Source organism: Janthinobacterium sp. GW460-12-1-14-LB5, from assembly GCF_059423585.1.
On record NZ_JBWKYD010000019.1, the window covers coordinates 120,390 to 142,788 of the forward strand.

General features: G+C 64.3%; 23 protein-coding genes and 3 tRNA genes. 12 read left to right on the forward strand and 14 right to left on the reverse strand.

The window, feature by feature from the left end; translation table 11 throughout:
- Position 1 precedes the first annotated feature (1 nt).
- Complete coding sequence (locus tag AC07X6_RS19980; protein ID WP_474290511.1) at positions 2-169, reverse strand: hypothetical protein; 168 nt, start codon at positions 167-169, stop codon at positions 2-4.
- 178 nt (positions 170-347) lie between these two features.
- Between AC07X6_RS19980 and AC07X6_RS19985 the strand changes: the two genes are divergently transcribed.
- From AC07X6_RS19985 to AC07X6_RS20000, 4 genes are all read left to right on the forward strand, one after another.
- The gene (locus AC07X6_RS19985) at positions 348-557 is read left to right on the forward strand and encodes a hypothetical protein (RefSeq protein ID WP_034755039.1); all 210 of its coding nucleotides are present in this window, start codon (positions 348-350) and stop codon (positions 555-557) included.
- Between the two features lie 60 nt (positions 558-617).
- Entirely contained in the window at positions 618-1,466 is an 849-nt protein-coding gene (locus tag AC07X6_RS19990; protein WP_494792132.1) for a hypothetical protein, read from the forward strand.
- Between the two features lie 58 nt (positions 1,467-1,524).
- A complete protein-coding gene (locus tag AC07X6_RS19995) occupies positions 1,525-2,703 on the forward strand; it encodes a methyltransferase (RefSeq protein WP_230541016.1) in 1,179 nt (392 codons plus the stop codon).
- Between the two features lie 46 nt (positions 2,704-2,749).
- Positions 2,750-2,826: transfer RNA gene (locus AC07X6_RS20000), tRNA-Met, on the forward strand.
- A 68-nt stretch (positions 2,827-2,894) separates the two neighbouring features.
- Here AC07X6_RS20000 and AC07X6_RS20005 read toward each other — a convergent pair.
- The gene (locus tag AC07X6_RS20005) at positions 2,895-3,461 is read right to left on the reverse strand and encodes a hypothetical protein (protein ID WP_494792133.1); all 567 of its coding nucleotides are present in this window, start codon (positions 3,459-3,461) and stop codon (positions 2,895-2,897) included.
- Between AC07X6_RS20005 and AC07X6_RS20010 the strand changes: the two genes are divergently transcribed.
- The 7 genes from AC07X6_RS20010 (at position 3,445) to dbpA (ending at position 11,653) form a co-directional block, all read left to right on the forward strand.
- Complete coding sequence (locus AC07X6_RS20010; protein WP_494792134.1) at positions 3,445-3,762, forward strand: hypothetical protein; 318 nt, start codon at positions 3,445-3,447, stop codon at positions 3,760-3,762. The two genes, AC07X6_RS20005 and AC07X6_RS20010, sit on opposite strands and share 17 nt — an antisense overlap.
- A gap of 19 nt (positions 3,763-3,781) precedes the next feature.
- The gene (locus tag AC07X6_RS20015; protein ID WP_494792135.1) at positions 3,782-4,300 is read left to right on the forward strand and encodes a sigma-70 family RNA polymerase sigma factor; all 519 of its coding nucleotides are present in this window, start codon (positions 3,782-3,784) and stop codon (positions 4,298-4,300) included.
- A 1-nt stretch (position 4,301) separates the two neighbouring features.
- Positions 4,302-5,306 carry a FecR domain-containing protein gene (locus AC07X6_RS20020; protein WP_494792136.1) on the forward strand — a complete coding sequence of 335 codons (1,005 nt, stop codon included), beginning with the start codon at positions 4,302-4,304 and terminating at the stop codon, positions 5,304-5,306.
- Positions 5,307-5,407: 101 nt separating this feature from the next.
- Complete coding sequence (locus tag AC07X6_RS20025; protein ID WP_494792137.1) at positions 5,408-7,903, forward strand: TonB-dependent siderophore receptor; 2,496 nt, start codon at positions 5,408-5,410, stop codon at positions 7,901-7,903.
- Positions 7,904-8,004: 101 nt separating this feature from the next.
- Positions 8,005-9,669, forward strand: a complete 1,665-nt coding sequence (locus AC07X6_RS20030; RefSeq protein ID WP_494792138.1) for an acid phosphatase — start codon at positions 8,005-8,007, stop codon at positions 9,667-9,669.
- Positions 9,670-9,881: 212 nt separating this feature from the next.
- Positions 9,882-10,118: a hypothetical protein gene (locus tag AC07X6_RS20035; protein ID WP_494792139.1), complete on the forward strand. Its 237-nt coding sequence runs from the start codon at positions 9,882-9,884 to the stop codon at positions 10,116-10,118.
- 110 nt (positions 10,119-10,228) lie between these two features.
- The gene (gene dbpA, locus AC07X6_RS20040; RefSeq protein ID WP_230542439.1) at positions 10,229-11,653 is read left to right on the forward strand and encodes an ATP-dependent RNA helicase DbpA; all 1,425 of its coding nucleotides are present in this window, start codon (positions 10,229-10,231) and stop codon (positions 11,651-11,653) included.
- Here dbpA and AC07X6_RS20045 read toward each other — a convergent pair.
- From AC07X6_RS20045 to AC07X6_RS20060, 4 genes are all read right to left on the reverse strand, one after another.
- Positions 11,640-12,182 (reverse strand): hypothetical protein, encoded by a 543-nt coding sequence (locus tag AC07X6_RS20045; protein WP_494792140.1) that lies wholly within the window; start codon positions 12,180-12,182, stop codon positions 11,640-11,642. The genes dbpA and AC07X6_RS20045 overlap by 14 nt on opposite strands.
- Positions 12,175-12,753, reverse strand: a complete 579-nt coding sequence (locus tag AC07X6_RS20050) for a hypothetical protein (protein ID WP_494792141.1) — start codon at positions 12,751-12,753, stop codon at positions 12,175-12,177. The genes AC07X6_RS20045 and AC07X6_RS20050 overlap by 8 nt, the downstream gene beginning before the upstream one ends.
- Before the next feature lie 42 nt (positions 12,754-12,795).
- On the reverse strand, positions 12,796-14,172 hold the full coding sequence (gene cysS, locus AC07X6_RS20055; protein ID WP_494792142.1) for a cysteine--tRNA ligase: 1,377 nt from the start codon (positions 14,170-14,172) through the stop codon (positions 12,796-12,798).
- 236 nt (positions 14,173-14,408) lie between these two features.
- Positions 14,409-15,650, reverse strand: a complete 1,242-nt coding sequence (locus tag AC07X6_RS20060; protein ID WP_442908109.1) for an MFS transporter — start codon at positions 15,648-15,650, stop codon at positions 14,409-14,411.
- 138 nt (positions 15,651-15,788) lie between these two features.
- Between AC07X6_RS20060 and AC07X6_RS20065 the strand changes: the two genes are divergently transcribed.
- Entirely contained in the window at positions 15,789-16,616 is an 828-nt protein-coding gene (locus AC07X6_RS20065; RefSeq protein WP_230542435.1) for an AraC family transcriptional regulator, read from the forward strand.
- A gap of 31 nt (positions 16,617-16,647) precedes the next feature.
- On the opposite strand, the gene aqpZ is transcribed toward AC07X6_RS20065, so the two are convergent.
- From aqpZ to AC07X6_RS20105, 8 genes are all read right to left on the reverse strand, one after another.
- On the reverse strand, positions 16,648-17,337 hold the full coding sequence (gene aqpZ / locus AC07X6_RS20070) for an aquaporin Z (RefSeq protein WP_034778070.1): 690 nt from the start codon (positions 17,335-17,337) through the stop codon (positions 16,648-16,650).
- A 403-nt stretch (positions 17,338-17,740) separates the two neighbouring features.
- Entirely contained in the window at positions 17,741-18,199 is a 459-nt protein-coding gene (locus AC07X6_RS20075) for an Ivy family c-type lysozyme inhibitor (protein ID WP_230542434.1), read from the reverse strand.
- 65 nt (positions 18,200-18,264) lie between these two features.
- Complete coding sequence (locus AC07X6_RS20080) at positions 18,265-18,675, reverse strand: hypothetical protein (protein WP_230542433.1); 411 nt, start codon at positions 18,673-18,675, stop codon at positions 18,265-18,267.
- Positions 18,676-18,703: 28 nt separating this feature from the next.
- Positions 18,704-19,852 carry an amidase family protein gene (locus AC07X6_RS20085; protein WP_230542432.1) on the reverse strand — a complete coding sequence of 383 codons (1,149 nt, stop codon included), beginning with the start codon at positions 19,850-19,852 and terminating at the stop codon, positions 18,704-18,706.
- A gap of 157 nt (positions 19,853-20,009) precedes the next feature.
- Positions 20,010-20,585, reverse strand: coding sequence for an elongation factor P (locus AC07X6_RS20090; RefSeq protein WP_034758247.1), 576 nt, complete (start codon positions 20,583-20,585; stop codon positions 20,010-20,012).
- A 135-nt stretch (positions 20,586-20,720) separates the two neighbouring features.
- Positions 20,721-21,890 (reverse strand): elongation factor P maturation arginine rhamnosyltransferase EarP, encoded by a 1,170-nt coding sequence (earP, locus tag AC07X6_RS20095; protein ID WP_494792143.1) that lies wholly within the window; start codon positions 21,888-21,890, stop codon positions 20,721-20,723.
- 95 nt (positions 21,891-21,985) lie between these two features.
- Positions 21,986-22,061: transfer RNA gene (locus tag AC07X6_RS20100), tRNA-Glu, on the reverse strand.
- Positions 22,062-22,126: 65 nt separating this feature from the next.
- Positions 22,127-22,202, reverse strand: a tRNA-Glu gene (locus tag AC07X6_RS20105).
- Positions 22,203-22,399 lie beyond the last annotated feature (197 nt).

A 22,399-nucleotide genomic window follows, 5' to 3' on the forward strand; every position in this document is an offset into this window, starting at 1 on the left:
GCTAGCGGCTGGCCGGCTCCCGGCACAGCTTGAGCAAATCCCAGCCCAGTTCGCGGCGGATTTGCTCAGGGTCGGGCGGAGGCCGGCGTTGTGCCAGCTCCGCTTTCAGCCACTTCCTGACCAGCTCCTTGGCGGGCTGTACAGGCTTTTCCTTGTCATGCTTGTCCATGGTGCTACCTCTTCAATGGCGGTCAGACGACCTCCTATATACGTTCAACGTCACGGCGCGGATTCAGTTGACGTCCGCGTGGCGCAGATGCAACAACGTGTAACGATGACCGGAGTGCGTTAAAATCGCCGCCTTCGCGTAGACGAACTCTACGCCCCGCAACAGTTCAAGGAAACCCATGAAAGCCGCCCGCAGCCTCACCTTCAAGTGCGTAAAATGTCACAAATCCATGCAGGTCTACCTGCAAAAAGTCTCCGCCTGCTCGCATATCCAGCCGTATCAGGGCATTTGCGCATGCGGCGAACTCAAGCGCCACGCCACGGGCCAGGCCGATGCCGTCAAGTCCTACCTGGAGTCGGCGGATGGTAGCTGGTCGCACCACCACTAATGGTTAAAGAATGGGACACGGCTGCCGTTAACTGAGTACTTGCTCATTCGGAATTTGTTCATGCCCCAGCTTCCCGCCCTTGCCAGCCGTCAACCCGCCTCGACTACGCTGGCTGGCCAGCAACCGTCCCGCACGGGCAGCAGCGCCACGGGCCTGGCCGCTTCGCCGCTGATGCAGCGCACGGCGCAAGATGTGGTGGCCCTGTCGAAAAACGGCCTGGACCTGTCGGCCAAGGGACTCTCGCAACGGACCGATGCGCTGGGCAACGCCACCGTCGACGTGGCGCAGGACTTTCTTTCCAACATGACACGCCAGCTGTTCGGCGACGGCGCCAGCATCGCCTTCGATTCCGTCGACCTGCAAGCCGGCTCCAGCTTCAGCAGTGCTGGCGCCAGCGTCTCGGGCGCAGGCGCCAGCAGCCGCGCGGCCGCCTTCAGCCTCGATGAAAACGCGCATTTCATCGGCAAGGGCAAGATCACCACGGCAGATGGCCAGACTTTCGACTTCGAGCTGGAAGTGCAATATCAATCGAACATCAGCGCTGGCATCCTTGAGCAAACGCAAGGCGAAGCGCCGGAAGCCACATCCTCCGATGACGCCGCCCCGCCCGCCAAGGAGTTGCCCGCCACGCACTTCGCCGGCAATCTGCACGACCTGTTCAAGCTGCTGGGCCAGCAATTGCAAAGCAACATTTTTAATAACAACGTCAACGGCAACGCCGATGGCGCCAGCGCCAGCGGCAAGGATGGCGACCTGGCGGGCAGCCTGAGCTTGCGTTTGCTCAAGCTGGTGCAGCCGGACGCGGCGGTCAAAGCCGTGGAAACCACGCCGGAAGACCAGGCGCGCGCCCGCGCGCTGGCACTCGCCTATGGCACGGACACCGCTGACGGCACGGCCAGCGACGTATAATGGAAGACGGCCTGCGCAGGCGACCATGCCGCGCGCCCCCTTCTATCGATTGAAACCCATGTCCGACACTTCTTCCCCTACCGTTCATCCGCAGATCCACTGGAGCGAAAACGGCGCCGAACATTCGGCCCGCTGGCGCTCGGAAAGCGGCATGCCGCCGCCCAAGCGCGTCGTCATCGCCGACGACCGCACGACGGCCGACCAGGCTTACCGCCTGGCCTGCGAAGGCACGGCCATGCTGTGGCGCGGCGACTTCCAGAACGCGCGCCAGCTGCTGCAGGCACTGGCGCGGCGCGCCGACCACAAGAACGACAAACCGAGCAAAAAGGCCAAGGCCGCCAAGCTGGCGAAACCCGAACCGACCGCCACGGAAGCCTTCCATCTGCACCGCCAGGCGCAGTCGCAGCGCGCCCGCACCCTGGCCATGCTGCTGCTGCCTTTCGATGCCGATTACACGATCCCGCTGCGCCGCGCGCCGGACGTGAAACTGGCTTGCAATGAAGCGTATGGCCGCGGCGAAGAAGCGTTCGTCGCCTCGCTGCGCGAACTGCTGGGCCTGATCGGCGCGCACGAATGGCGCCGCACGGGCGTGGAACTGCCGGCCCTGGGCCAGCGCATCCACCCGCATTACGGCGTGTTCGCGCCCATCCGCGGCGAATACGTGGGCCTGGTGGCGGAAGCGCCCCTGCCCGCGCGCGCCAAGCTGGCCTTCGACATCGGCACCGGCACGGGCGTGCTGGCCGCCGTGCTGGCGCAGCGCGGCATTCAGCGCATCGTTGCCACCGACCAGGATCCGCGCGCCCTGTCCTGCGCGCGCGAAAACCTGGCCCGCCTCGATTTGATCGACAAGGTCGACGTGGTGCAGGCCGACCTGTTCCCCGCCGGCCGCGCGCCGCTGGTCGTGTGCAATCCGCCATGGCTGCCGGCCCGCCCCAGCTCGCCGATCGAATACGCCGTCTACGATCCGGACAGCCGCATGCTGCGCGGCTTCCTTTCCGGCCTGGCCGACCACCTGGAGCCAAGCGGCGAAGGCTGGCTGATCCTGTCGGACCTGGCCGAGCACCTGGGCCTGCGCCCGCGCGCGCAATTGCTGGAATGGATAGCGCAAGCGGGCTTGAAGGTCGTCGACCGCCTGGACGTGAAACCCACGCACCCGCGCGCGCAGGACGCCACGGACAGCCTGCACGCGGCCCGCTCGCAGGAAATCACCTCGCTGTGGCGCCTGGCGGCGGCGTAATCCAGTCAGCCATTGCGCATTGCAGCAAACCCCGCTATAATTCGCCTGCGGGGTGGAGCAGTCTGGCAGCTCGTCGGGCTCATAACCCGAAGGTCACAGGTTCAAATCCTGTCCCCGCAACCAATACATAAAAACCGCTGACTCCTGCAAGGGATGCAGCGGTTTTTTCATTCCGGGCCTGCCCCGTACTTTTACGCCGTGACGCTGGCCCTGATCTGCCTGGCCGCCGCATGCAGGCTGGCCGCCACCCGTTCCAGCTTGTCGGCTCCCGCCGTTTCGGCCAGCGCGGCAAAGGCGCTGATATGAAACGTGGCCACCATCGCCGGCGAAACTTCGAGCTCCAGCGCCGTCTTGCTCAATTCCGTCGACGCTTCAAGGTAAGGCTCGCTGCCCGCCTCGAACGCTTGCTTGGTTTCCAGCAATTCCTGGCCGCCTTCCGCCTTGGCCAGGCAGGCATCGACTTTTTGCTGGAACGCCGGCAAGGTGTCGCGCACGGGCCCGGCGTCCGGCGCCGCCTCCGGTTCCGGCTCCGCTGGCGCGGGAGCGGCTGGCGCCGGCTTGTCCGCCGCCGGCATGTCGCGCAAGGTCAGCCAGCGCTCGACGGCGAGGAAATCGGCAAACGGCTCCTCCACCTTCGGATTCATCAGCCAGACCTCGCCCGTGCGCCAGTCGATCCGGGCGCCGCGCTCATTTCTTGCCAACAGAATATCCTTGCCGCCATCGGCATTCGACACGCGGCCGATGTCGAGCCAGTTCATCAATTCCGCCTGGCGCGACATCGCGTTGACCCGATGGAAAAAGGCCAACCATAAGAATCTGGCGACCAGAAGAACCAGGGCACCGCCAACCATCCACATCATTTTTCGCTCCGCACCACATCGACAAGCCGCATTTTCTCACATGAAAGCTTGCGCCAAGGAAACTTTTACATCTGCCGTGCGCGGGCGCAAATCCCTTGCCGCAGGCAGCCCGGGCATGCAGTCGCATTTCAGCAACGCCGCGTTTTCCCGATTGCCTGGCGTGCCCCGCTACGCTATTATGAGAACAATTCTCATTTAGATTAAGCTGTATTGTACACATGCCGTCCGCCCCTGCCCCGCCGTCCGATTTCCAGGCCCTGTACGCCGAGCACCACTCCTGGCTGCTGCACTGGCTGAAGCGCCGCCTGCACGATGCGGGGCTGGCGGGCGACCTGGCGCAGGATACCTTCCTGAAGATCTTCGTTGCGCGCAGCAGTGCCGGGATCGCGCAGCCGCGGCCTTTCCTGGCCACCATCGCCAAACGCCTGCTGGCCAACCACTGCCGGCGCGAAGAACTGGAACGGACCTACCTCGACGCCCTGCTGCACCAGCCGCAAGCCTGCACACCGTCGCCGGAAGCGATGTCCATCCTGCTCGAATCGCTGCAACTGATCGACCGCGCGCTGGACCGGCTCTCCGCCAAGGCCAGGGCCGCCTTCCTGCTGGCCCACCTGGACGGCATGACTTACGCCGAAATCGCCGCCGAACTGGGCACCACCACGCATTCCGTCAAAAAATACCTGAGCAAGGCCAACCTGCTGTGCTTTTTTGCCGTGCCCGATTTTGCCGCGCCCTGACATGCGCGGCGCCACCGTCTACGCCCAGGGCCAGCCCATCGACCTGGCCGTCGCCATGCAGGCGGCCGAATGGCTGGCCACCCTGATGAGCGGCGAAACGACGCCTGCGGAAAAAACGGCCTGGCAGCAGTGGCGTCAGGCGCACCCCGACCATGAACGGGCGTGGCGTCACATCGAAAGCGTCAGCGGCGGCTTGCGGGAACTCGATGCGCAAGCCAGCCGCCAGGCGCTGGCACAGCGTCCAGCCTCACCCCTCTCGCGGCGCGGCAGCCTGCAGTTGCTGGCGTGGGTATCGGCCATCGGCCTCACGGGCTGGTTCGGCGCGCGCTCGGAATATGCGCCCGAGATGGCCCGCGCCGCGCTGGCCGACCTGTCGACCGACGTGGGCGAACGCCGCGAGCTGACCCTGCCCGACGGCAGCCGTCTGCATTTGAACAGCGGCAGCGCCGTCAACATCCGCTTTACGGCCAAGCAGCGGATGCTGCAGCTGGTGCGGGGCGAAGTCTTCATCGCCACCGCCCGCGAAACGGGCATGCCCTACCGCCCCTTCCTCGTCGAAACGGCGCATGGCCACGCGCAGGCGCTGGGCACGCGCTATGCGGTGCGCGAGACCGAGGGCAGCACCCTGGTCGCCGTCGAGGAAGGCGCCGTGCGGCTGGTGCCGCGCCATGGCCATGCCAGCCTCGTGATCCAGGCGGGCCAGGGCGGCGGCATGACGGCGCGCCAGCTCTTGCCCGCGCACGCCGTCTCGCCCGACCTCTGGGCCTGGCGACAGGGCTTGCTGCTGGCCGACGCCATGCCGCTGCGCCACTTCCTGCATGAGCTGAGCCGCTACCGCCACGGCTGGCTGGGCTGCGACGACGCCGTGGCCGGCCTGCGCATTTCCGGCGTCTTCCCGCTGGCCGACCTGGACGCCGTGCTGCTGTCGCTGCCCGATTCCCTGCCGGTCGACGTGCGCCTGCGCACGCGCTACTGGGTGCAGGTGGAGGCGCACCAGCAGCGCTGAAGCGATATTTTTGACGCCAGCGAAAAAAAAGTACCCGCTTTCGATTCTCGCGTGACCTGTGTAGGCAACGTTCTTTTTGACGACTACACCACAAGGTAACCATGTCTCCAGTCATTCACTCCCAGCCGCGCATCAAGCGCATGGCGCATGCCATTCAACTCGTCTGCATCGCTTCGGCCCTGCTGCTGAATATCCCCGCGCCAGCCCTGGCGCAGGAAAGCGCCGCAGCGCCAGCGGCGAGCCAGGACTTCCAGGTGCCGGCCGGCGACCTGGCGGCGGCGCTGCGCCAGGTCGCCAGCCAGTCCCGGGTCATCCTCAGTTTTACCCCGGAACAGACGCGCGGCAAGACGTCCGCGGGCCTCACGGGACGCCACGACGTGCTGGGGGCCCTGAACGGCGTGCTGCGCGGCACCGGACTGAAGGCCGAACGCAGCGCCAATGGCAGCTACGTGCTGCGCCAGGCCGATGCGGTGGCAGGTGGCGAGGCGCTGTCGATGATGCCGGAAGTGTCGGTCAAGGCGCAGCAGGATGCGACGGAAGGCTCGGGCGCGTATGTCTCGCCCCTGCCGATCGCCACGGCCACGCCGCTGGGCCTGTCCGTAAAGGAAACGCCGCAATCGGTCAGCGTCATCACGCAGCAGCGCATGCAGGACCAGGGCTTGAGCACGATCGCGCAGGTCATGGCGCAAACGCCGGGCATCACCCTGTTCTCGCTGGGCAGCGAGCGCACGGGCTTTACCTCGCGCGGCTATTCGATCACCAATTACCAGCTCGACGGCGTCAGCACGCATTCGGAAAACCTGGGCCTCGACGCGATACCGTCGCAAAGCCTGGCCGACATGGCGCTGTACGACCGCATCGAAGTGCTGCGCGGCGCCTCGGGCCTGATGACGGGCGCGGGCGACGCGTCGGGCGCCATCAACATGGTGCGCAAGAAGCCGACGGCGCAGTTCCAGGCCGCCGTCGAGGGCGAGCTGGGCTCCTACGATGAACGGCGCGCCATGGCCGACATCTCGGGTCCGCTGAACGAGGCGCGCACGGTGCGCGGCCGCCTGGTGACCGTGTACGAGGAAGGCGACAGCATCATCGACGGCTACAGCCGCGACAAGAAAGTGGTCTACGGCGTGGTCGAGGCGGACTTGTCCAGCAACACGAAACTGACGGCCGGCGTGACGCACCAGCGCAAGCGCTCGGACGGTTCCCTCTCATACCTGGGCTTCCCCCTGTTCTACAGCAATGGCGCCATGACGGACCTGCCCCGCTCCTTCAGCCCGGCCGCCAGGTCGAATCGCTTCAACACCAATTCAACCGACATCTTCGCCACCTTGGAACACGCGCTGGCGAACGACTGGAAGCTGAAAATCTCGGCCAACCGCGTGCAGTCGTCGCAGGAGGAGCGCGCCGTCTACATGAACGTGAGCGCTGGCTTCCCCGACCAGGCCACGGGCGATGGCCTGGGCCTGAGCGCCGACTACCGCGATTACCAGCTGAAGGTCAACAGCGTGGACGTCAACGTGCGCGGGCCGTTCAGCGCCTTCGGCCGCCAGCACGAACTGGTGCTGGGCATGGACTACAGCCAATTCCAGAGCAAGACGGATGGCCGCTTCGACTGGAGCATCCAGGGCAGCGGCGTCAACCTGTACCGCTGGAATCGCCTGGCAACGCCCGTGTTTGGCGATACCTACGTCACCTACGACAGCACGCGCCGCCAGGCCAGCGCGTATGCAGCCACGCGCCTCAACCTTTCCGAGCGCCTGAAACTGATCGCCGGCGCCAAGGTGCTGCGCTACAGCGAGAACTACATCTCGGACGCGCCTTCCGTGCCGTTTTACAGCGCGTCGCCAGCCTCGGAAAGCCGCGTCTTCACGCCGTATGGCGGCCTGGTGTTTGACATCGACGGCACGCACAGCGCCTACGCCAGCTATTCCACCATCTACCAGCCGCAAGCCCAGCAAGACCGCTACGGCAAGCTGCTGGCGCCGCGCGAGGGCAAGACCTTTGAAGCGGGCATCAAGAGCGGCTGGCTCGATGGCCGCCTGAACACGGCCGCCGCGCTGTACCAGATCCGCCAGAGCAACCTGGCCGAATCGGACCCCGGCTACACCGTCCCTGGCACGAACAATCCCGCCAACCGCACCATCAAGGGCGCCAGGACCCAGGGCGTGGACCTGGAAGCGACGGGCGCGCTGACGCCGGACTGGAACATCTCGGCTTCGTGGTCCTACAGCCAGACGGAAAACAATACCGGCAAGGCCATCCTGACCACCTTCCCGCGCCACCTGGTGAAACTGTGGACAACTTACCGCCTGCCCGGCGAACTGCATCGCCTGACGGTGGGCGGCGGCGTGAACTGGCAAAGCCGCGTGTACTCGGATATTGAGGCGTGGCAGATCGAACGCACCCTGCACTGGCAGCAGAATTCCTACGCCGTGGCCAGCCTGATGGCGCGCTATGACGTCAACGACAGGCTGTCGGCCACCGTCAACGTGGCCAACCTGTTCGACAAGCAGTACACAGCCTCGATATCGGACTGGTGGTACTCGGGCATGTATGGCCCGGCGCGCAAGGTGGCGCTAAGCGTGCGCTATCAATTCTAGGCCAGGCTGAATATTTCACATTGGCGCAGGGCCGGTGATACAATTTTCCGCTTCACGGGCACAAACACTGCCCGTGCCACAGAATCACCCAAGGAGAATGTGTGAAGGACCTCGCCCCCGCCCTGCCAGCCGATCCGGCCGACCAACCCGCCAATCCCGCGCGCCGCCGGATTTTCCAGGCCGCTTCCGCAGTCGGCCTGGCCGCCAGCCTGCCGGCGCTGGCCGACGCCGCGCCAGCCAAAAAGACCATCGCCAAGGGTTCGCTCGACGCGAAACTCAAGGCACACGTCAAGAACGTGGTCGTGATCTACCTGGAAAACCGCAGCTTCAACAACCTGTTCGCCAACTTCCCCGGCACCAGCGCGCCCCTGTCCGCCGTCACGGCGGAACAGGCGCAGCAGATGGACCGCGACGGCAAGCCGCTGGCCACCCTGCCGAAGATCTGGGGCGGCCTGGTGCCGAACCAGCAAAATATCGGCGGCATCGATTACCTGATCAAGGAAGACCAGATTTCCGGCCTGCCGAACGCGCCCTACAAGCTGAGCGACGCGGCCGGCAAGCCCCTTCCCGAGAGCATCATCACGCGCGACCTCGTGCACCGCTTCTACAACAACCAGATGCAGATCAACGGCGGCAAGAACGACGGCTTTGCCGCGTGGGCCGACAGCGGCGGCCTGGTGATGGGCCACTACGGCGAAACGTCGAAAAACCTGAACCTGTGGCAGATCGCCGAGCAGTACACGCTGTGCGACAATTTCTTCATGGCGGCCTTCGGCGGCTCCTATATGAACCACCAGTTCCTCGTCACGGGCCGCGCCAACGAATATTTCAATGCTGCCGAGACGGCGGCGAAGAAAAAGATCGCCGTGCTGTCCGACGGCCCGCAAGGCGTGCGCCTGGCCATCTCGCCCGACTGCCCCGCCTCGGCGCTGGACGGCAAGCCGAAATACGTGAACGACGGCGCCCTCACGCCGGACGGCTATGCCGTCAATACCATGGCGCCGCCATATCAACCGAGCTACGTCCGCCCCGCCTTCGACGGCGATCCGCTGCATGCCGACCCGGCCGACGCGAACACCCTGCCGCCGCAAACCTACGACACCATCGGCGACCTGCTGTCGCGCAAGGGCGTCAGCTGGGCGTGGTATGGCGGCGGCTGGCAAGCGGCGCTCGACCACAAGGGCGGCGGCAGCAAGCCTAACTTCCAGTTCCACCACCAGCCGCTGAACTACTTCAAGCAGTTCGCGCCGGGCACCGCGGCGCGCGCCGAACACCTGCGCGACGGCGGCACGGGCGACAGCCCGATTTCGAACAAATTCCTGGCCGCGGCCGTGGCGGGCAAGCTGCCGGCCGTGACCTTCTACAAGCCGCAGGGCAATCTGAACCTGCACGCAGGCTATTCGGACATCGAATCGGGCGACCAGCACGTGGCCAACGTCATCCAGCATCTGAAGGAATCGCCGCAGTGGAAGGACATGATCGTGGTGATCACGTTCGATGAAAACGGCGGCTGGTGGGACCACGTGGCGCCGCCAAAGGGCGACCGCTGGGGCCCGGGCACGCGCATTCCCGCCATCGTCGTCTCGCCGTACGCGAAAAAAGGCGCCGTCGACCACAGTTTTTATGACACGACGTCGATCCTGCGCCTGATCACGCGCCTGCACGACCTGCCGCTGCTCGAAGGGCTGAAAGTGCGCAACGACGCCTTCGCGTCACGCGGCGCGCTGCCGCCGGGCGACTTGACGGGCGCCCTCAGCTTCCGTTAAGCCCTACACGGTGCGGCACGCCTGTGATACACTGCGTGCCGCACTTAAATCCGCAGGTCTGCTTTTCCTGCCGATGATATTCACAATGAGCCCGACTCCTGTAGCCGGGCTTTTGTTTTGTGGACGAAGCGTACAGAGTATTCACACAGCGGACAGCTTTTTGCCCGCTCCCCGGCGCCCGTTCTTCGCGGTCGGGGACCAGAGGTTCAGAAATGAGAGATAAAAAAGACAACGCCACCATCGACTTGCCCGGTTTCGGTCCGCCGCCAGTGCTCGAGGCGCCAGAGCCGGCGCCGGAGCCGCAGCGCCGCGCGCGTGCGCGCAAGGTGGCCTTGAAGCAGGTGCAGCTCGAATTGCTGGAGCCGACCGACGCCACGGGCCTGCCCGTATGGACGCGCGACGCCGGCCTCGATCTGACCGGCCTGCCCATCTGGGCGCCAGATAATTAGTACCCACGCCAGCGGCCGTTTGCCGCCGGCTTCCACACCACCATCCGCACAAGGGCGTAGAACGCCTGTAGACTGTGCCCATCCACCCGCTTTTTACCGGCTCCGCCCCTATGAACACCACCACTGCCACCACCTCTTTTTCCAGCCTGCCGCTGACGCCCGCCTTTTTGGCCAACCTGGACTCGCTCGGCTACCACGAGATGACCACCATCCAGGCGCAAAGCCTGCCGGCGGTGCTCGATGGCCGCGACCTGATCGCACAAGCGAAAACGGGCAGCGGCAAGACCGCCGCCTTCGGCATCGGCATCCTGCACAAGCTCAATCCGGCCTGGTTTGCCGTGCAGGGCCTGGTGCTGTGCCCCACGCGCGAACTGGCCGACCAGGTGGCCAATGAGCTGCGCCGCCTGGCGCGCGCGGCTGGCAACATCAAGATCCTGACCTTGACGGGCGGCGCGCCGATGCGCCCGCAGATCGCCTCGCTGGAACACGGCGCCCACATCGTCGTCGGCACGCCGGGCCGTTTGCGCGACCACCTCGGCCGCGGCACCATCAACCTGAACCATGTGCAGACGCTGGTGCTCGATGAAGCAGACCGCATGACGGACATGGGCTTTTACGAGGAAATCGCCGGCATCGTCAGCGCCTGCCCGGCGCGCCGCCAGACCCTGCTGTTCTCGGCCACGTACCCGGAAGACATCCGCCGCGCCACGGCATCGTTCCTCGTCAATCCGCTGGAAGTGACCGTCGAGGCGCAGCACGACAACGACAAGATCGAGCAGCGCTTCTATGAAATCGGCTTCGACGAGCGCAACAGCGCCGTCGGCAAGCTGTTAAAACACTTCAAGCCGGAATCGACCCTGGCATTCTGCAATACCAAGGTGCATTGCCGCGAACTGGCCGACGAACTGCGCCAGCAAGGCTTTTCCGCGCTGGCCCTGTATGGCGAGCTGGAACAGCGCGAGCGCGATGAAATCCTCGTGCTGTTCGCCAACCGCAGCTGCTCCGTGCTGGTGGCCACCGACGTCGCCGCGCGCGGCCTCGATATATCCGACCTGGGCGCCGTGATCAACGTCGACGTCTCGAAGGACACGGAAGTGCACATCCACCGCATCGGCCGCACGGGCCGCGGCAGCAAGAAGGGCCTGGCCCTGTCGCTGTGCGCGCCGAACGAGAAAAAATGGGTCAAGCTGATCGAGCAATACCAGAACAGCGCCGCCGAATGGCATGACCTGAAGGAATTGGCGGAAGATGACGGAATCGAGGCGCTGCCGGCGCCGATGGTCACCCTGTGCATCATGGGCGGCAAGAAGGACAAGCTGCGTCCGGGCGACTTGCTGGGCGCACTGACGGGCGACGCGGGCCTGACCAAGGAACAAGTGGGCAAGATCAACGTATTCGAGTTCATGACCTACGTGGCGCTCGACCGCAAGGTGGCCGAAGCGGCCTTCAAGCGCCTCAACGCCGGTAACTCCCTGGGCCGCGACTTTGGCAACATCAAGGGCCGCAGCTTCAAGATGCGCTTTATCGAGGCGTAAGCAGCACCAGTGTACGCAGGGCCGCCATGGCCTTGCGTCCCGGGTAGCTGTCCCACGCGGGATAGCGCCTGCGGTAGTAGCAATTCCAGTAACTGACGGCGCGCCGCTCCAGGGTGGCCAGATACGCGGGGTTCTCCCGCAGGTAGCGCGCCAGCGCGTCGGCATTCCAGGCCGGCAGCGCCGCGCCAATGACCTCGACAATCTCCAGCACGTATTCGCCGCACAGGTGCACGACGAAGGGCACCGTCCACGCCCGCTCCTGCTGCAGCAGCTGCCTTGCACACGCTTCGCGCAGATGGCCGTCATGGTGGCGCGTGCCCAGGCACAGGGCGAGCACGCCCGCGTCGCCGGGCAGCCGCGTACAGGCCAGCAGCCGCTCGCGGTCGTAGTAAGTGCGCGTCGGGATCAGCAAGGCCTCGCCATTCTGGCGCACGGCAAATGGCGGGTGTGCCCGGCCGCTCCCCAGCACGGGCAGCAGTTGCGCCAGCGTGTCCGCCAAGGCCGCGGGAAAGGCATCCGCTTCAGCCATCGCGCCCCTCCCGGCACACCTTGCGCACGCCCAAGGCAGGTTTATCCACCTTTTCAAAGATCACGTTCGAATACCATTGCGCGGGATCGCCTTCGGTCGGCTTGCCCAGCGAAATATGGTAGCCGCCATGGGTGAACAGGGCCGTCGTTTCCTTGCCTGGCGTGAGCCCCTGCAGGAAGGCCGGCCAGGCCGCCTTGTCGACTGGCGTAAAACGCGCCGCCAGCAGCGCCAGCAAGCGCGCGTGCGTGGCTGGCGCATACGGGAACAGATACAGGTATTCGACCAGTTCCCCGCCATCGGCCAGGCGCGTGACGGCGGCCGTCGCCGCATCGACCGTCCCCTCGTCGCCGCCAAAGCGGCACAAGGTGCCGCCGCTGTAGGCGAAGTCGATGATGGTCGCCGGCGCGCACGCCTGCCGTTCCCGGTCGATACCGACGGGTGGCAGCGCGCGCACTAGCGCCAGCAGCGTTTCGCCGGACGTGGCCAGCACGGGAAAGCCCGGACACTCGCTGGCCGCCTGCACGCAGGAATAGGCCAGGCAACAACTCAGTAACAGCAAACGGCGCTTCACGGCATCTCCAGTTTCATCAGGCGGCCATTATGCAGGACATCTTCACAAAGGCCGCGCCTGTTGCCCTTGCGGCGTATCGTCGATGTCGAAGCCCGCCGCGCGCGCCAGTGCGCGCAAACGGTCCGCCTCGGCCCACTGGCGCTGCGCGCGGGCGACGCTGCGCTGCGCCAGCCACGCCTGCACCTGCTGCGGCACTTCCACCTGCGCCGGCTGCCAGGCCAGCAAGTCCAGCCCCAGTGCCTCGTCGAAGCGGGCCATGGTCGCTTTTTTCACGGCGTCGGGCAGGCCGCTTTTCAGCAGCTCCCAGGCCACAGCCAGCGCGCGCGGATAATTCAAGTCATCGTTGATGCAGGTCATAAAACGCGCCAGCCATGTCGCATCGGCCTCGCCGCCCGCATCCCCCAGGGCATGCGCGGCCACGCGCAGGCGCGCCAGGCCGCTGCCGGCGGCGCGCAGGGCTTCGTCCGTGAAATTGAGGCTGCTGCGGTAGTGGGCGCCCAGGCACAGATAGCGGTAGGCCAGCGGGTCGACGCCCTGCTCCGCCAGGCTTTGCAGACGCAAAAAGTCGCCCGAGGATTTCGACATCTTCGCCTCCTGCGTCTTGAGGAAGGCGCCGTGCAGCCAGAAGTTGGCCAGGCGCGTGCCATGGCGCGCTTCCGTCTGCGCGATCTCGTTGCTGTGATGAACGGCCACGTGGTCTTCGCCGCCGCAATGGATGTCGAAATACGTGCCCAGGTGCTTTTCCGCCATGGCCGAGCATTCGATATGCCAGCCGGGAAAGCCCAGGCCCCACGGGCTGTCCCATTCCATCTGCCGCTGGCCCGGCACGCCGCTGAACTTCCACAGCGCGAAGTCGCAGATGTCGCGCTTCTCGCCCAGGTCCACCCGCTTGCCCGCCTGCAGGCCATCGCGGTTCAGGCGCGCCAGCTGGCCGTAGCTGTCCTGGCGCGCCGTGTCGAAATAGATGCCGTCGGCCGTGCGGTAGGTATAGCCCTTCGCTTCCAGGTCGAGGATGAAGGCAATCTGTTCCGCGATGTGGTCGGTGGCGCGGCACCAGACGGTGGGCGGCAGGATATTGAGCTGGCGCAAATCATCTTCAAACGCGCGCGTGAATGCGGCGGCGATGTCCCATGCCGACTCGCCGCTGCGCCGGCTGCGCGCTTCGACCTTGTCGTCGCCGCTGTCCGCGTCCGACGTCAAATGCCCCACGTCCGTGATGTTCATCACGTGGCGCACCTGCAAGCCGTTGAATGCGAGCGCGCGGCGCAAGCCGTCGACGAACAGATAGGTGCGCAGGTTGCCGATGTGCGCATAGTCGTAGACGGTGGGACCGCAGGCGTACAGGCCCGCCTGGCCGGGGGCGATGGGTTCAAACGGGCGCAGGCTGCGCGCATAGGTATCGTACAGATGCAGTGTCATGCGGATCCTTCCTGAGTGGCGCGGAAAAAGAAAATGGCCACAGGTTTTTCAACACTGTGGCCATCGAATGAGGAGCAAGACGTTAGCGGCGCCTAGCCGCATCCTCACGGAGCCAGGCACGCGGACACGGCGCAGCAGCGGCGCCGGATGCAAAAACTGGAGGGAGGATGAAAGTGATCATGGGACGAATATCGCATGCGGGCGGGCGGGCCGTCAAGCCCTCCCGCGTCAGCCGCTTATTTTTTCGCCTGCTCGATATGCGGCAGCAGCACCGTCAATATGCCCAGCAGCGGCAGGTAGGAGCAGATTTTATACACGTAGGCGATGCCTGCCACGTCGGCCAGGTGGCCCATGGCCGCGGCCGCGATGCCGGACACGCCGAACATCAGGCCGAAGAAGATGCCCGCGATCATGCCCACCTTGCCCGGCACCAGCTCTTGCGCGAAGACGACGATGGCGGAAAAGGCGGAAGAAATCACGAAACCGATGATCACCGTCAAGACGGCCGTCCAGAACAGGTCAACATAGGGCAGCAGCAGGGTGAACGGCGCGGCGCCCAGGATGGAAATCCAGATCACGCGCTTGCGGCCGATGCGGTCGCCGATGGGGCCGCCCATGAAGGTGCCGGCCGCCACGGCGGCGAGGAACAGGAACAGGTACAGCTGGGCGTCGCCGAGCGACAGGTGGAATTTGTCGATCAGGTAAAACGTGTAGTAGCTCGACAGGCTGGCCATGTAGATGTACTTCGAGAACACCAGCAGCGCCAGCACGCCCAGCGCGCCAACCACCTTGTTGCGCGACAAGTTCGGGCCATGGCCGCCCGCCTTCGGCTTGAAGCTGGCCAGGTGGCCGCTATACCAGTGGCTGACCTTGTACAGCACGCCGATGGCCAGCACGGCCAGCAAGCTGAACCAGGCGACATTGCCGTGGCCACGGTTCACGATGACGGCGGCCGCCAGCAGCGGCCCCAGGGCGGAGCCCACATTGCCCCCCACCTGGAACAGCGATTGCGCAAAGCCGTAGCGCCCGCCCGAGGCCATGCGCGCCACGCGCGACGCTTCCGGGTGGAAAGTCGAGGAACCGACGCCGATCAGGCCAGCGGCGAGCAGCAGGGTCGGAAAGGTCGAGACGATGGACAGCATCAGCACGCCGGCCAGGGTAAAACACATGCCGACCGGCAACAGGAATGGCAGCGGACGGCGGTCCGTGTACAAGCCGATCCAAGGCTGCAGCAACGATGCCGTGCACTGGAACGTCAGGGTTATGAGGCCGACCTGGGTAAAACTGAGTGAAAACTCGGCTTTCAGCATCGGATAAATCGACGGCAATAATGCCTGGATCAAGTCATTGAGCAAATGCACGAAGGCGACGGCGCCCAGGATGTGCATGGCCAGACCGGATTGTTGTTGGGAACTATGAAGCGATGGCGCCGCCGGCACGGACTTGGCCAATGCCGGGGCAGTTGTGGTTGTGTGCATGTGTCATCCGCAATAATCGGGCTCGGCGGGCGGCCCGGCAAAGAAGCCAGTATAGTATGGTCACTGAACTGATAACTTCCAATAATCGTCGCTTAAGTGACAACTGAGTGACAATCAGGTGAGAATCCAACGCCCCCTATGTACACCCACCACCCCGCCCAGACCCACCCCGATGGCGTGCCGTTCAGCCGCAGCACCAGCTCGCACGATTACCAGCATGTGCCGCGCCCCGTGACGGCCATGTCCAGGCAATACACGGCGGGCGACTACACGGCGCCGCACAGCCACGTGCGGGCGCAGCTGCTGTATGCGACGGAAGGCGTGATGCGCGTCTCCACCGGGCACGGCGTGTGGATCTTGCCGCCCCGGCGCGCCCTGCTGATTCCCGTGGGCGTCGTGCATGAAGTCCATATCTTGAGCGAACTGAGCATGCGCACCGTGTACATCGATGCGCAGGTGGCGGCCCAATATGGCACCGATTGCAAGGTACTGGAAGTGAGCCGGCTGCTGCGCGAGCTGATCCTGGCCCTGCTGGCCGAACCGATCGAATATGCGCTGGCGGGACGCGGCGACTGGCTGGCGCATTTGATCCTGTCGGAACTGGCGGCCGCCGATACCGTGCCCCTCGCCATCCCCTGGCCGCGCGACCGCCGCCTGGTGGCCGTGTGCTCGGCCATCATGAGCGCGCCCGGCAGCCGGCGCAGCATCGAGGACTGGGCGCAGGATGCGGGCGCCAGCGCGCGCACCCTGATCCGGTTATTCCCGAAGGAAACGGGCTTGCACTACCGCCAATGGCTGCAGCAAGTCCACCTGGCTGAGGCATTCTGCCGCCTGGACCGGGGCGAAGGCGTGGCCGCCATCGCCTATGCGCTGGGCTACGCCAGCCCCAGCGCCTTCAGCGCCATGTTCCGCCGCATCCTGGGCCGCACGCCGCAGCATTACCTGAGCGAATGGCGCGCCGCGTAGGCGGGCAAGCGCCGCTGCCGGCATTGTCGGCTTACTCCTTCTCGCCCGCAATCAAGCGGTAGGCCAGCGCCCCCAGCAAGGCGCCGATGATCGGTGCCAGCCAGAACAGCCACAGCTGGCTGGTGGCCCAGTCGCCCACGTACAGCGCCACGCCCGTGCTGCGGGCCGGGTTGACCGAAGTATTCGTCACGGGGATGCTGATCAGGTGGATCAGGGTCAGCGCCAGGCCGATCGGCAACGGAGCGAAGCCGGCCGGCGCGCGCTTGTCGGTGGCGCCCAGGATGACGATCAGGAAGAACATCGTCAGCACGATTTCAATCACCAGCGCCGACAGCATCGAATAGCCGCCCGGCGAATGGGCGCCGAAGCCGTTCGAGGCAAAGCCCTTGCTGACATCGAAACCGGCCTGGCCGCTGGCGATCACATACAGCACGCCGCCGGCCACGATGGCGCCCAGTACTTGCGCGATGATGTAAGGCAACAGTTGATTGGCGGGAAAGCGGCCGCCGGCCCACAGGCCGATCGAGACGGCAGGATTCAGGTGGCAACCCGAGATGTGGCCGATGGCGTAAGCCATGGTCAGCACCGTCAGGCCAAACGCCAGTGCCACGCCGGCAAAGCCGATGCCGAGGCCGGGGAAGGCTGCGGCCAGCACGGCGCTGCCGCAACCGCCCAGTACCAGCCAGAACGTGCCGAGGAACTCGGCGCCATATTGTTTCATGATGTATTCCTTTAAAGTGACGAGAAAACGTGCCAGGGACGACCAATCGGACCGCTCACCACCTTTGCCCCGCCCAGGGGCGACGGCAAAGCACAGCACCAGCAACGCACGCTGCAGAGCGCGCATAATGACATGACATCATTATCAATGCAACATTATTTCGTACAATAATGTTAATAGTTCTCTTGACACCTAAAGGTTGTTTTGATAATTCTCATGGCGCGGGGCGGCGCATGTATTTTTGCGGCGCCTCCTGTGGCGCAAAACCAAAGCCCGCATACAGGCCAGCGCGTTATCGATGCCCTTGCGCCGCGCTTCCATTACGACTGCCCGCTCAGGTAGCGGTCGATCATGGGCACGTCCAGCTCGTCGCGCTCGCTGGAAATACGCAGTGGCGCGCGCATCAGTTCTTGTACAGCAAATCGGCTTCGGCGATGCTGGGCTCGCCGAAATACACGGTGCGCAAGCCGCCCTTGGCATCGCTGCCCATGTACACGCCCGTCATGCTGTGCGTGGCCGGGTCGTACAGGATGGAGTAGCGGTGGCCGCAATTGTGCGGTTCGCAGACGCTGCTCAGCAGGCGCGCCTTGCCGTCGATCTCGACGGGCTTGAGCGGACTGGCCACGCCATCGGGCACCCAGCGCTGCCGCTTCAGGCCAGCTTTTTTCAGGCCCACATTAAAAGCCTTGCGAAAGGCGTAGTCCGCCTTGTAGACATCGGGGAAATACGGGCAGGTATGGCCGCCGTCGCAGCTTTGCGCTTGCTCAATAAGCGACAGCTTGGGCGTCCGGGCTTGTGCCGGCATGGCGGCCAGCGCCACGGCAGCGCCCAGGAACAGGGGGAAGAACAAACGTGCGGACATGCAATCTCCTAAAAGCATCCAATAATGGGTGCAGCATAGCAGAATGGCATGCTTGCGCACCGGCCTCAGGGAGAGCAGCGGATACCGACCACCCCGTTGACCTTGCCTTCCGGCCAGCCCGTCTCGCGCCAGCGGTACACGCCGGGCGCAACGACGATCAACTGCCACTCCACCAGCTTGCCAGCGGCATTGAGGCGGGTTTCATTGTCATAGCGCAAAGTCAGGCTATGCTCCGTTTCCGCCACCACCGTCGCGGCAAAGCGGTTGGTTTCGCCCAGCTTGCTTTTCCACGTGCGGTCATTGAAGATCGCCAGCCGCTGATGATCATCAGACAGCTGCATGCGCGTAAAGTGCCGCGCTTCTTCGCACACACTATTCGTATTCACGCTGTCGGACCAGCTGCCAGACAATTGCGCGGCATCAAAAGGAGTCGGGGCGGCGGACACGGCCGCACTCAGCAGCAAGGTTGCAAGCATAGTTATCGAAAGAAAACGAAAGGAAAAATCATGGCTGGCGCAGCGCCAGCGTGATGCTGGACGGCAATGCTGGCGTACGCCGGTGCAAAGTCGCCTGCTCATAGGCATACGCCATCGCGATGAGCTGCATGTCGCCATGGGCAGGGCCGATGAAGGACAAACCGACAGGCAAGCCCCCTGCCATGCCGGCCGGCACCGTGATATGCGGCAAGGCCGACGGTGCCTGCGCTACGCCGTGGCACGTGGGCCCCACCAGCGCATCGAGCCCATGCGAGCCCAGCAACGCTTCGATGCCGCCTGGCCCGGGCGCCGGCGGCGTCTCGACCAGTTCCGCCCCCTGTTCGCGCAACGCCTGCAGCGCCTGCCCGATCACGGCATCGGTCCCGGCGCACAGGCCGAACAGGTGGCGCGCCACGCCGATGCGGCGCCCATGCAGGCCGGCAGCATCGAACAGCGTGCCATCGGCCAGGCGCTCGCCTGTCAGGGCGGCGAACAGCCAGGCCGCCTCGCGCACGCTGGGCGCCATCGGTCCGGCCGTGGCTGGCTCGCCGTCCTGCTCCGCGGCAGTCCTGCCCGTGGGCTTGATGGCGACCAGGCCGCAGTTTGAAGCAGGCGCGACAATGGAGCCGTCCGCCGCGCTGTCCACGGCCAGGATGGTCAGCCCGGCCCAGCTGGCACTGGCATGCGGCACGCTGACGGCGGCCCACTGGCGCAAATTGCTTTTGCCAATAATGACGGCGCCGGCCGCGCGCAAGCGCGCCGCCACAAAGGAATCGCAGCTGGCCTGCGTGGCCAGGGGCGCCTGCGTGCGCGTCTTCATGCGGTCGCCCGTGGCGATATTGTCGCGCAAGACGATGGGGATGCCGTGCAAGGGGCCGCGCACCTTGTGCACCTGGCGCTCGCGGTCCATTTCCAGCGCGATTTTCAGCGCATCGGGGTTGATTTCAATGCCGGCATAGGCGCGCGCGCCGATGCTGCACAGCGAACGGATGCGCGCCAGGTACTGCGACGTCAGCGCATGGGAACTGAGCTTGCCTGCCTGCATCATCTGCTGTTGCGGCAAGACGCCCGCGTCGAGCAGATGGGCCATGGGACTGGCGGGCGCCGTGGCGCGGGCCAACACGGGACGGGCCGCGCCACGCGACGCGCCACTGCGTAACATCTGACTGCGCTGCATGCTATCTCCAGGAAACTTCAATGTTTCTACCGCAATAATGTTCTAGTCATAGCATAGCAGTCCTTGCAACACAATTGTTGTCGAAGGGAATTATTTTTTAAGCAAAAAAAACGCTGCCCGAAGGCAGCGTTTTTTGATGATCATGCAGTGGGGCGTATCAGTTGCGTACGACACGCTTGTATTCGTTGGTACGGGTGTCGATTTCGATGACGTCGTCCTGTGCCACGAACAGCGGCACTTGCACGGTGTGGCGGTGTGCGTCGATGGCGTTTTCGATCTTGGCTTCTTTCAGGACGTTGCCCGAGGTGTTGCCCTTGACCGCTGGCTCCGAGTACACCACTTGACGGGCGATGGTCGTCGGCAGTTCAACGGAAATAGCCTTGCCGTCGTAGAAAATGGCTTCGCATTCCATGCCATCTTTCAGGTAGTTCAGCGCTTCGCCCAGGTTTTCTTCTTCGATTTCGTACTGGTTGTACTCGGTGTCCATGAAGACGAACAGCGGGTCGGCGAAGTACGAATACGTTACTGGCTTTTTATCCAGAACAACAACGTCGAACTTGTCGTCGCCGCGGAACACGTTTTCCATCGGGGTGTTCGTCAGAAGATTTTTCATCTTCCATTTGTAGGTGAAGCCCGTGCGGCTCGAACCGTTGACATCAGAACGCAACACGATCATTGGCTTGCTGTCGACCATGATGATATTGCCAACACGAATTTCTTTTGCGGGTTTCATAGGAATGTACGTAAAAAGTGGGTTGCATGAAGACCATCTGCCGCCTGTGCGCCATCAGCGCCGCAAGCTTGCGTTTGATCGGTTAAAAATACGTTAGAAATAACCGGGCATTTTACCTTAATTTTTGGCAAGCGCCTATCTCGTCGCGCCAGCGAACGCCAGCAAGTTACTTGCCAGATCGCCATTAGCCTGCATCTGCCGCTGCCAGGCCTGCGCGCGCGCCCCGATGCGCGGCAGATCGGCCTGCAATGCGGGCCACAGCTGCACCCACGGCAAGGCGTCCGCGCTGGCGCCATTCCAGGCCAGCGCCGCCTGCACCAGGCTGTCGATGGCGCCGTCCGCATCGGCCGCATAGCGCTGCAGGAAAGCGCGCAGTTTCACGTGATGCAAGTTTTCATCCTGCAAGTAGATATGCCAGAGAAAGGGCCGGCCCGCCCATTGCGCGCGCACGAAGGAATCCTCGCCGCGCACGCAATTGACGTCGCAAGCCCACAGCAGGCAGTCGTAATCGTCTTGCGGCACGAAGGGCAGCACGCGCACGGTGAGCGCGCCGCGCGTGCGCGCCGCACCGGCTACCGCTGCATCGTCGCCGATAAATGCCTGAACATCATCGAACGCGACGCCTTCCGGCACCAGGCACGTGACGGGCCCGCTCGCCGCCTGCCAGGCCGCAAACAGCTCGGCGACGGGCGCGGATGGATAGCAGAACAGCGATACTTTCAAGGCGCACATTTCCGCCGCCGTCACGCCGAATTGCCCCAGGAATGCCGCCATGGCATCCGCATCGGACTGGAACGCCAGCCGCCGCTCGTCGAGCGCCGCTTCGCGCAGCAAACCGCCCGTTTTATCGGTAAAACCGGGAAAGAAGAAATGCTTGATCATGCCGTGACGGGGCGACGTCAGCGCGTGGCAGCCCTCGACCCACTCTTCCGCCGTCAAGCCTTCCAGGTTCAGCCACACGGGCTGCGGCGCGCATTGCGCCATGGCAGCGATATAGCCGGGTGGAATATCGCAGGCAAAAAACTCGATGACGATATCGGCAATATCGGCGGGCGCAAACACGCCATCCTGGCCGCGCCAGTGGCGCACGGCCACGCCGGACACGTGCTGCGCTTCGGCAGCCACATCGATTTCAGGGCAAATGCGCTGAAAACTGGATAAATCATCGACCCACAGGGTAACGGCCACGCCGCGTTCGCCGCTCAACTGCCGCGCGAGGCGCCAGCAAATGCCGATATCGCCGTAGTTGTCGACGACTTTGCAGAAGATGGCCAGGGATGGTGCGCGATCGGTAGGTAGTGGCATAGTCAACGGGAAGAGAAAAACGTGGGCATGGCGGCCAATAACAAAAAAGCCGCGCTGTTACCAGGCGGCTTTTTTGTTGGCTGATTCAGCCGGTCTGGCGTCCCCAAGGGGATTCGAACCCCTGTACTCACCGTGAAAGGGTGATGTCCTAGGCCTCTAGACGATGGGGACAGAAAATCTGTCCTGGATGCGCTGCTTTGCATCCCGACCTGTTACTTGCTTACTGCTTGCGAATCTGGCGTCCCCAAGGGGATTCGAACCCCTGTACTCACCGTGAAAGGGTGATGTCCTAGGCCTCTAGACGATGGGGACAGAAATCTGTCCTGAATGCATTACTTTGCATCCCGACCCGGTACTGCAGCGATGGCAGAAACAAAAAAAGCCTGACTTGTCAGGCCCGTTCAGCACTGCACTCTTGCTTTACAACTAAATCCTGGCGTCCCCAAGGGGATTCGAACCCCTGTACTCACCGTGAAAGGGTGATGTCCTAGGCCTCTAGACGATGGGGA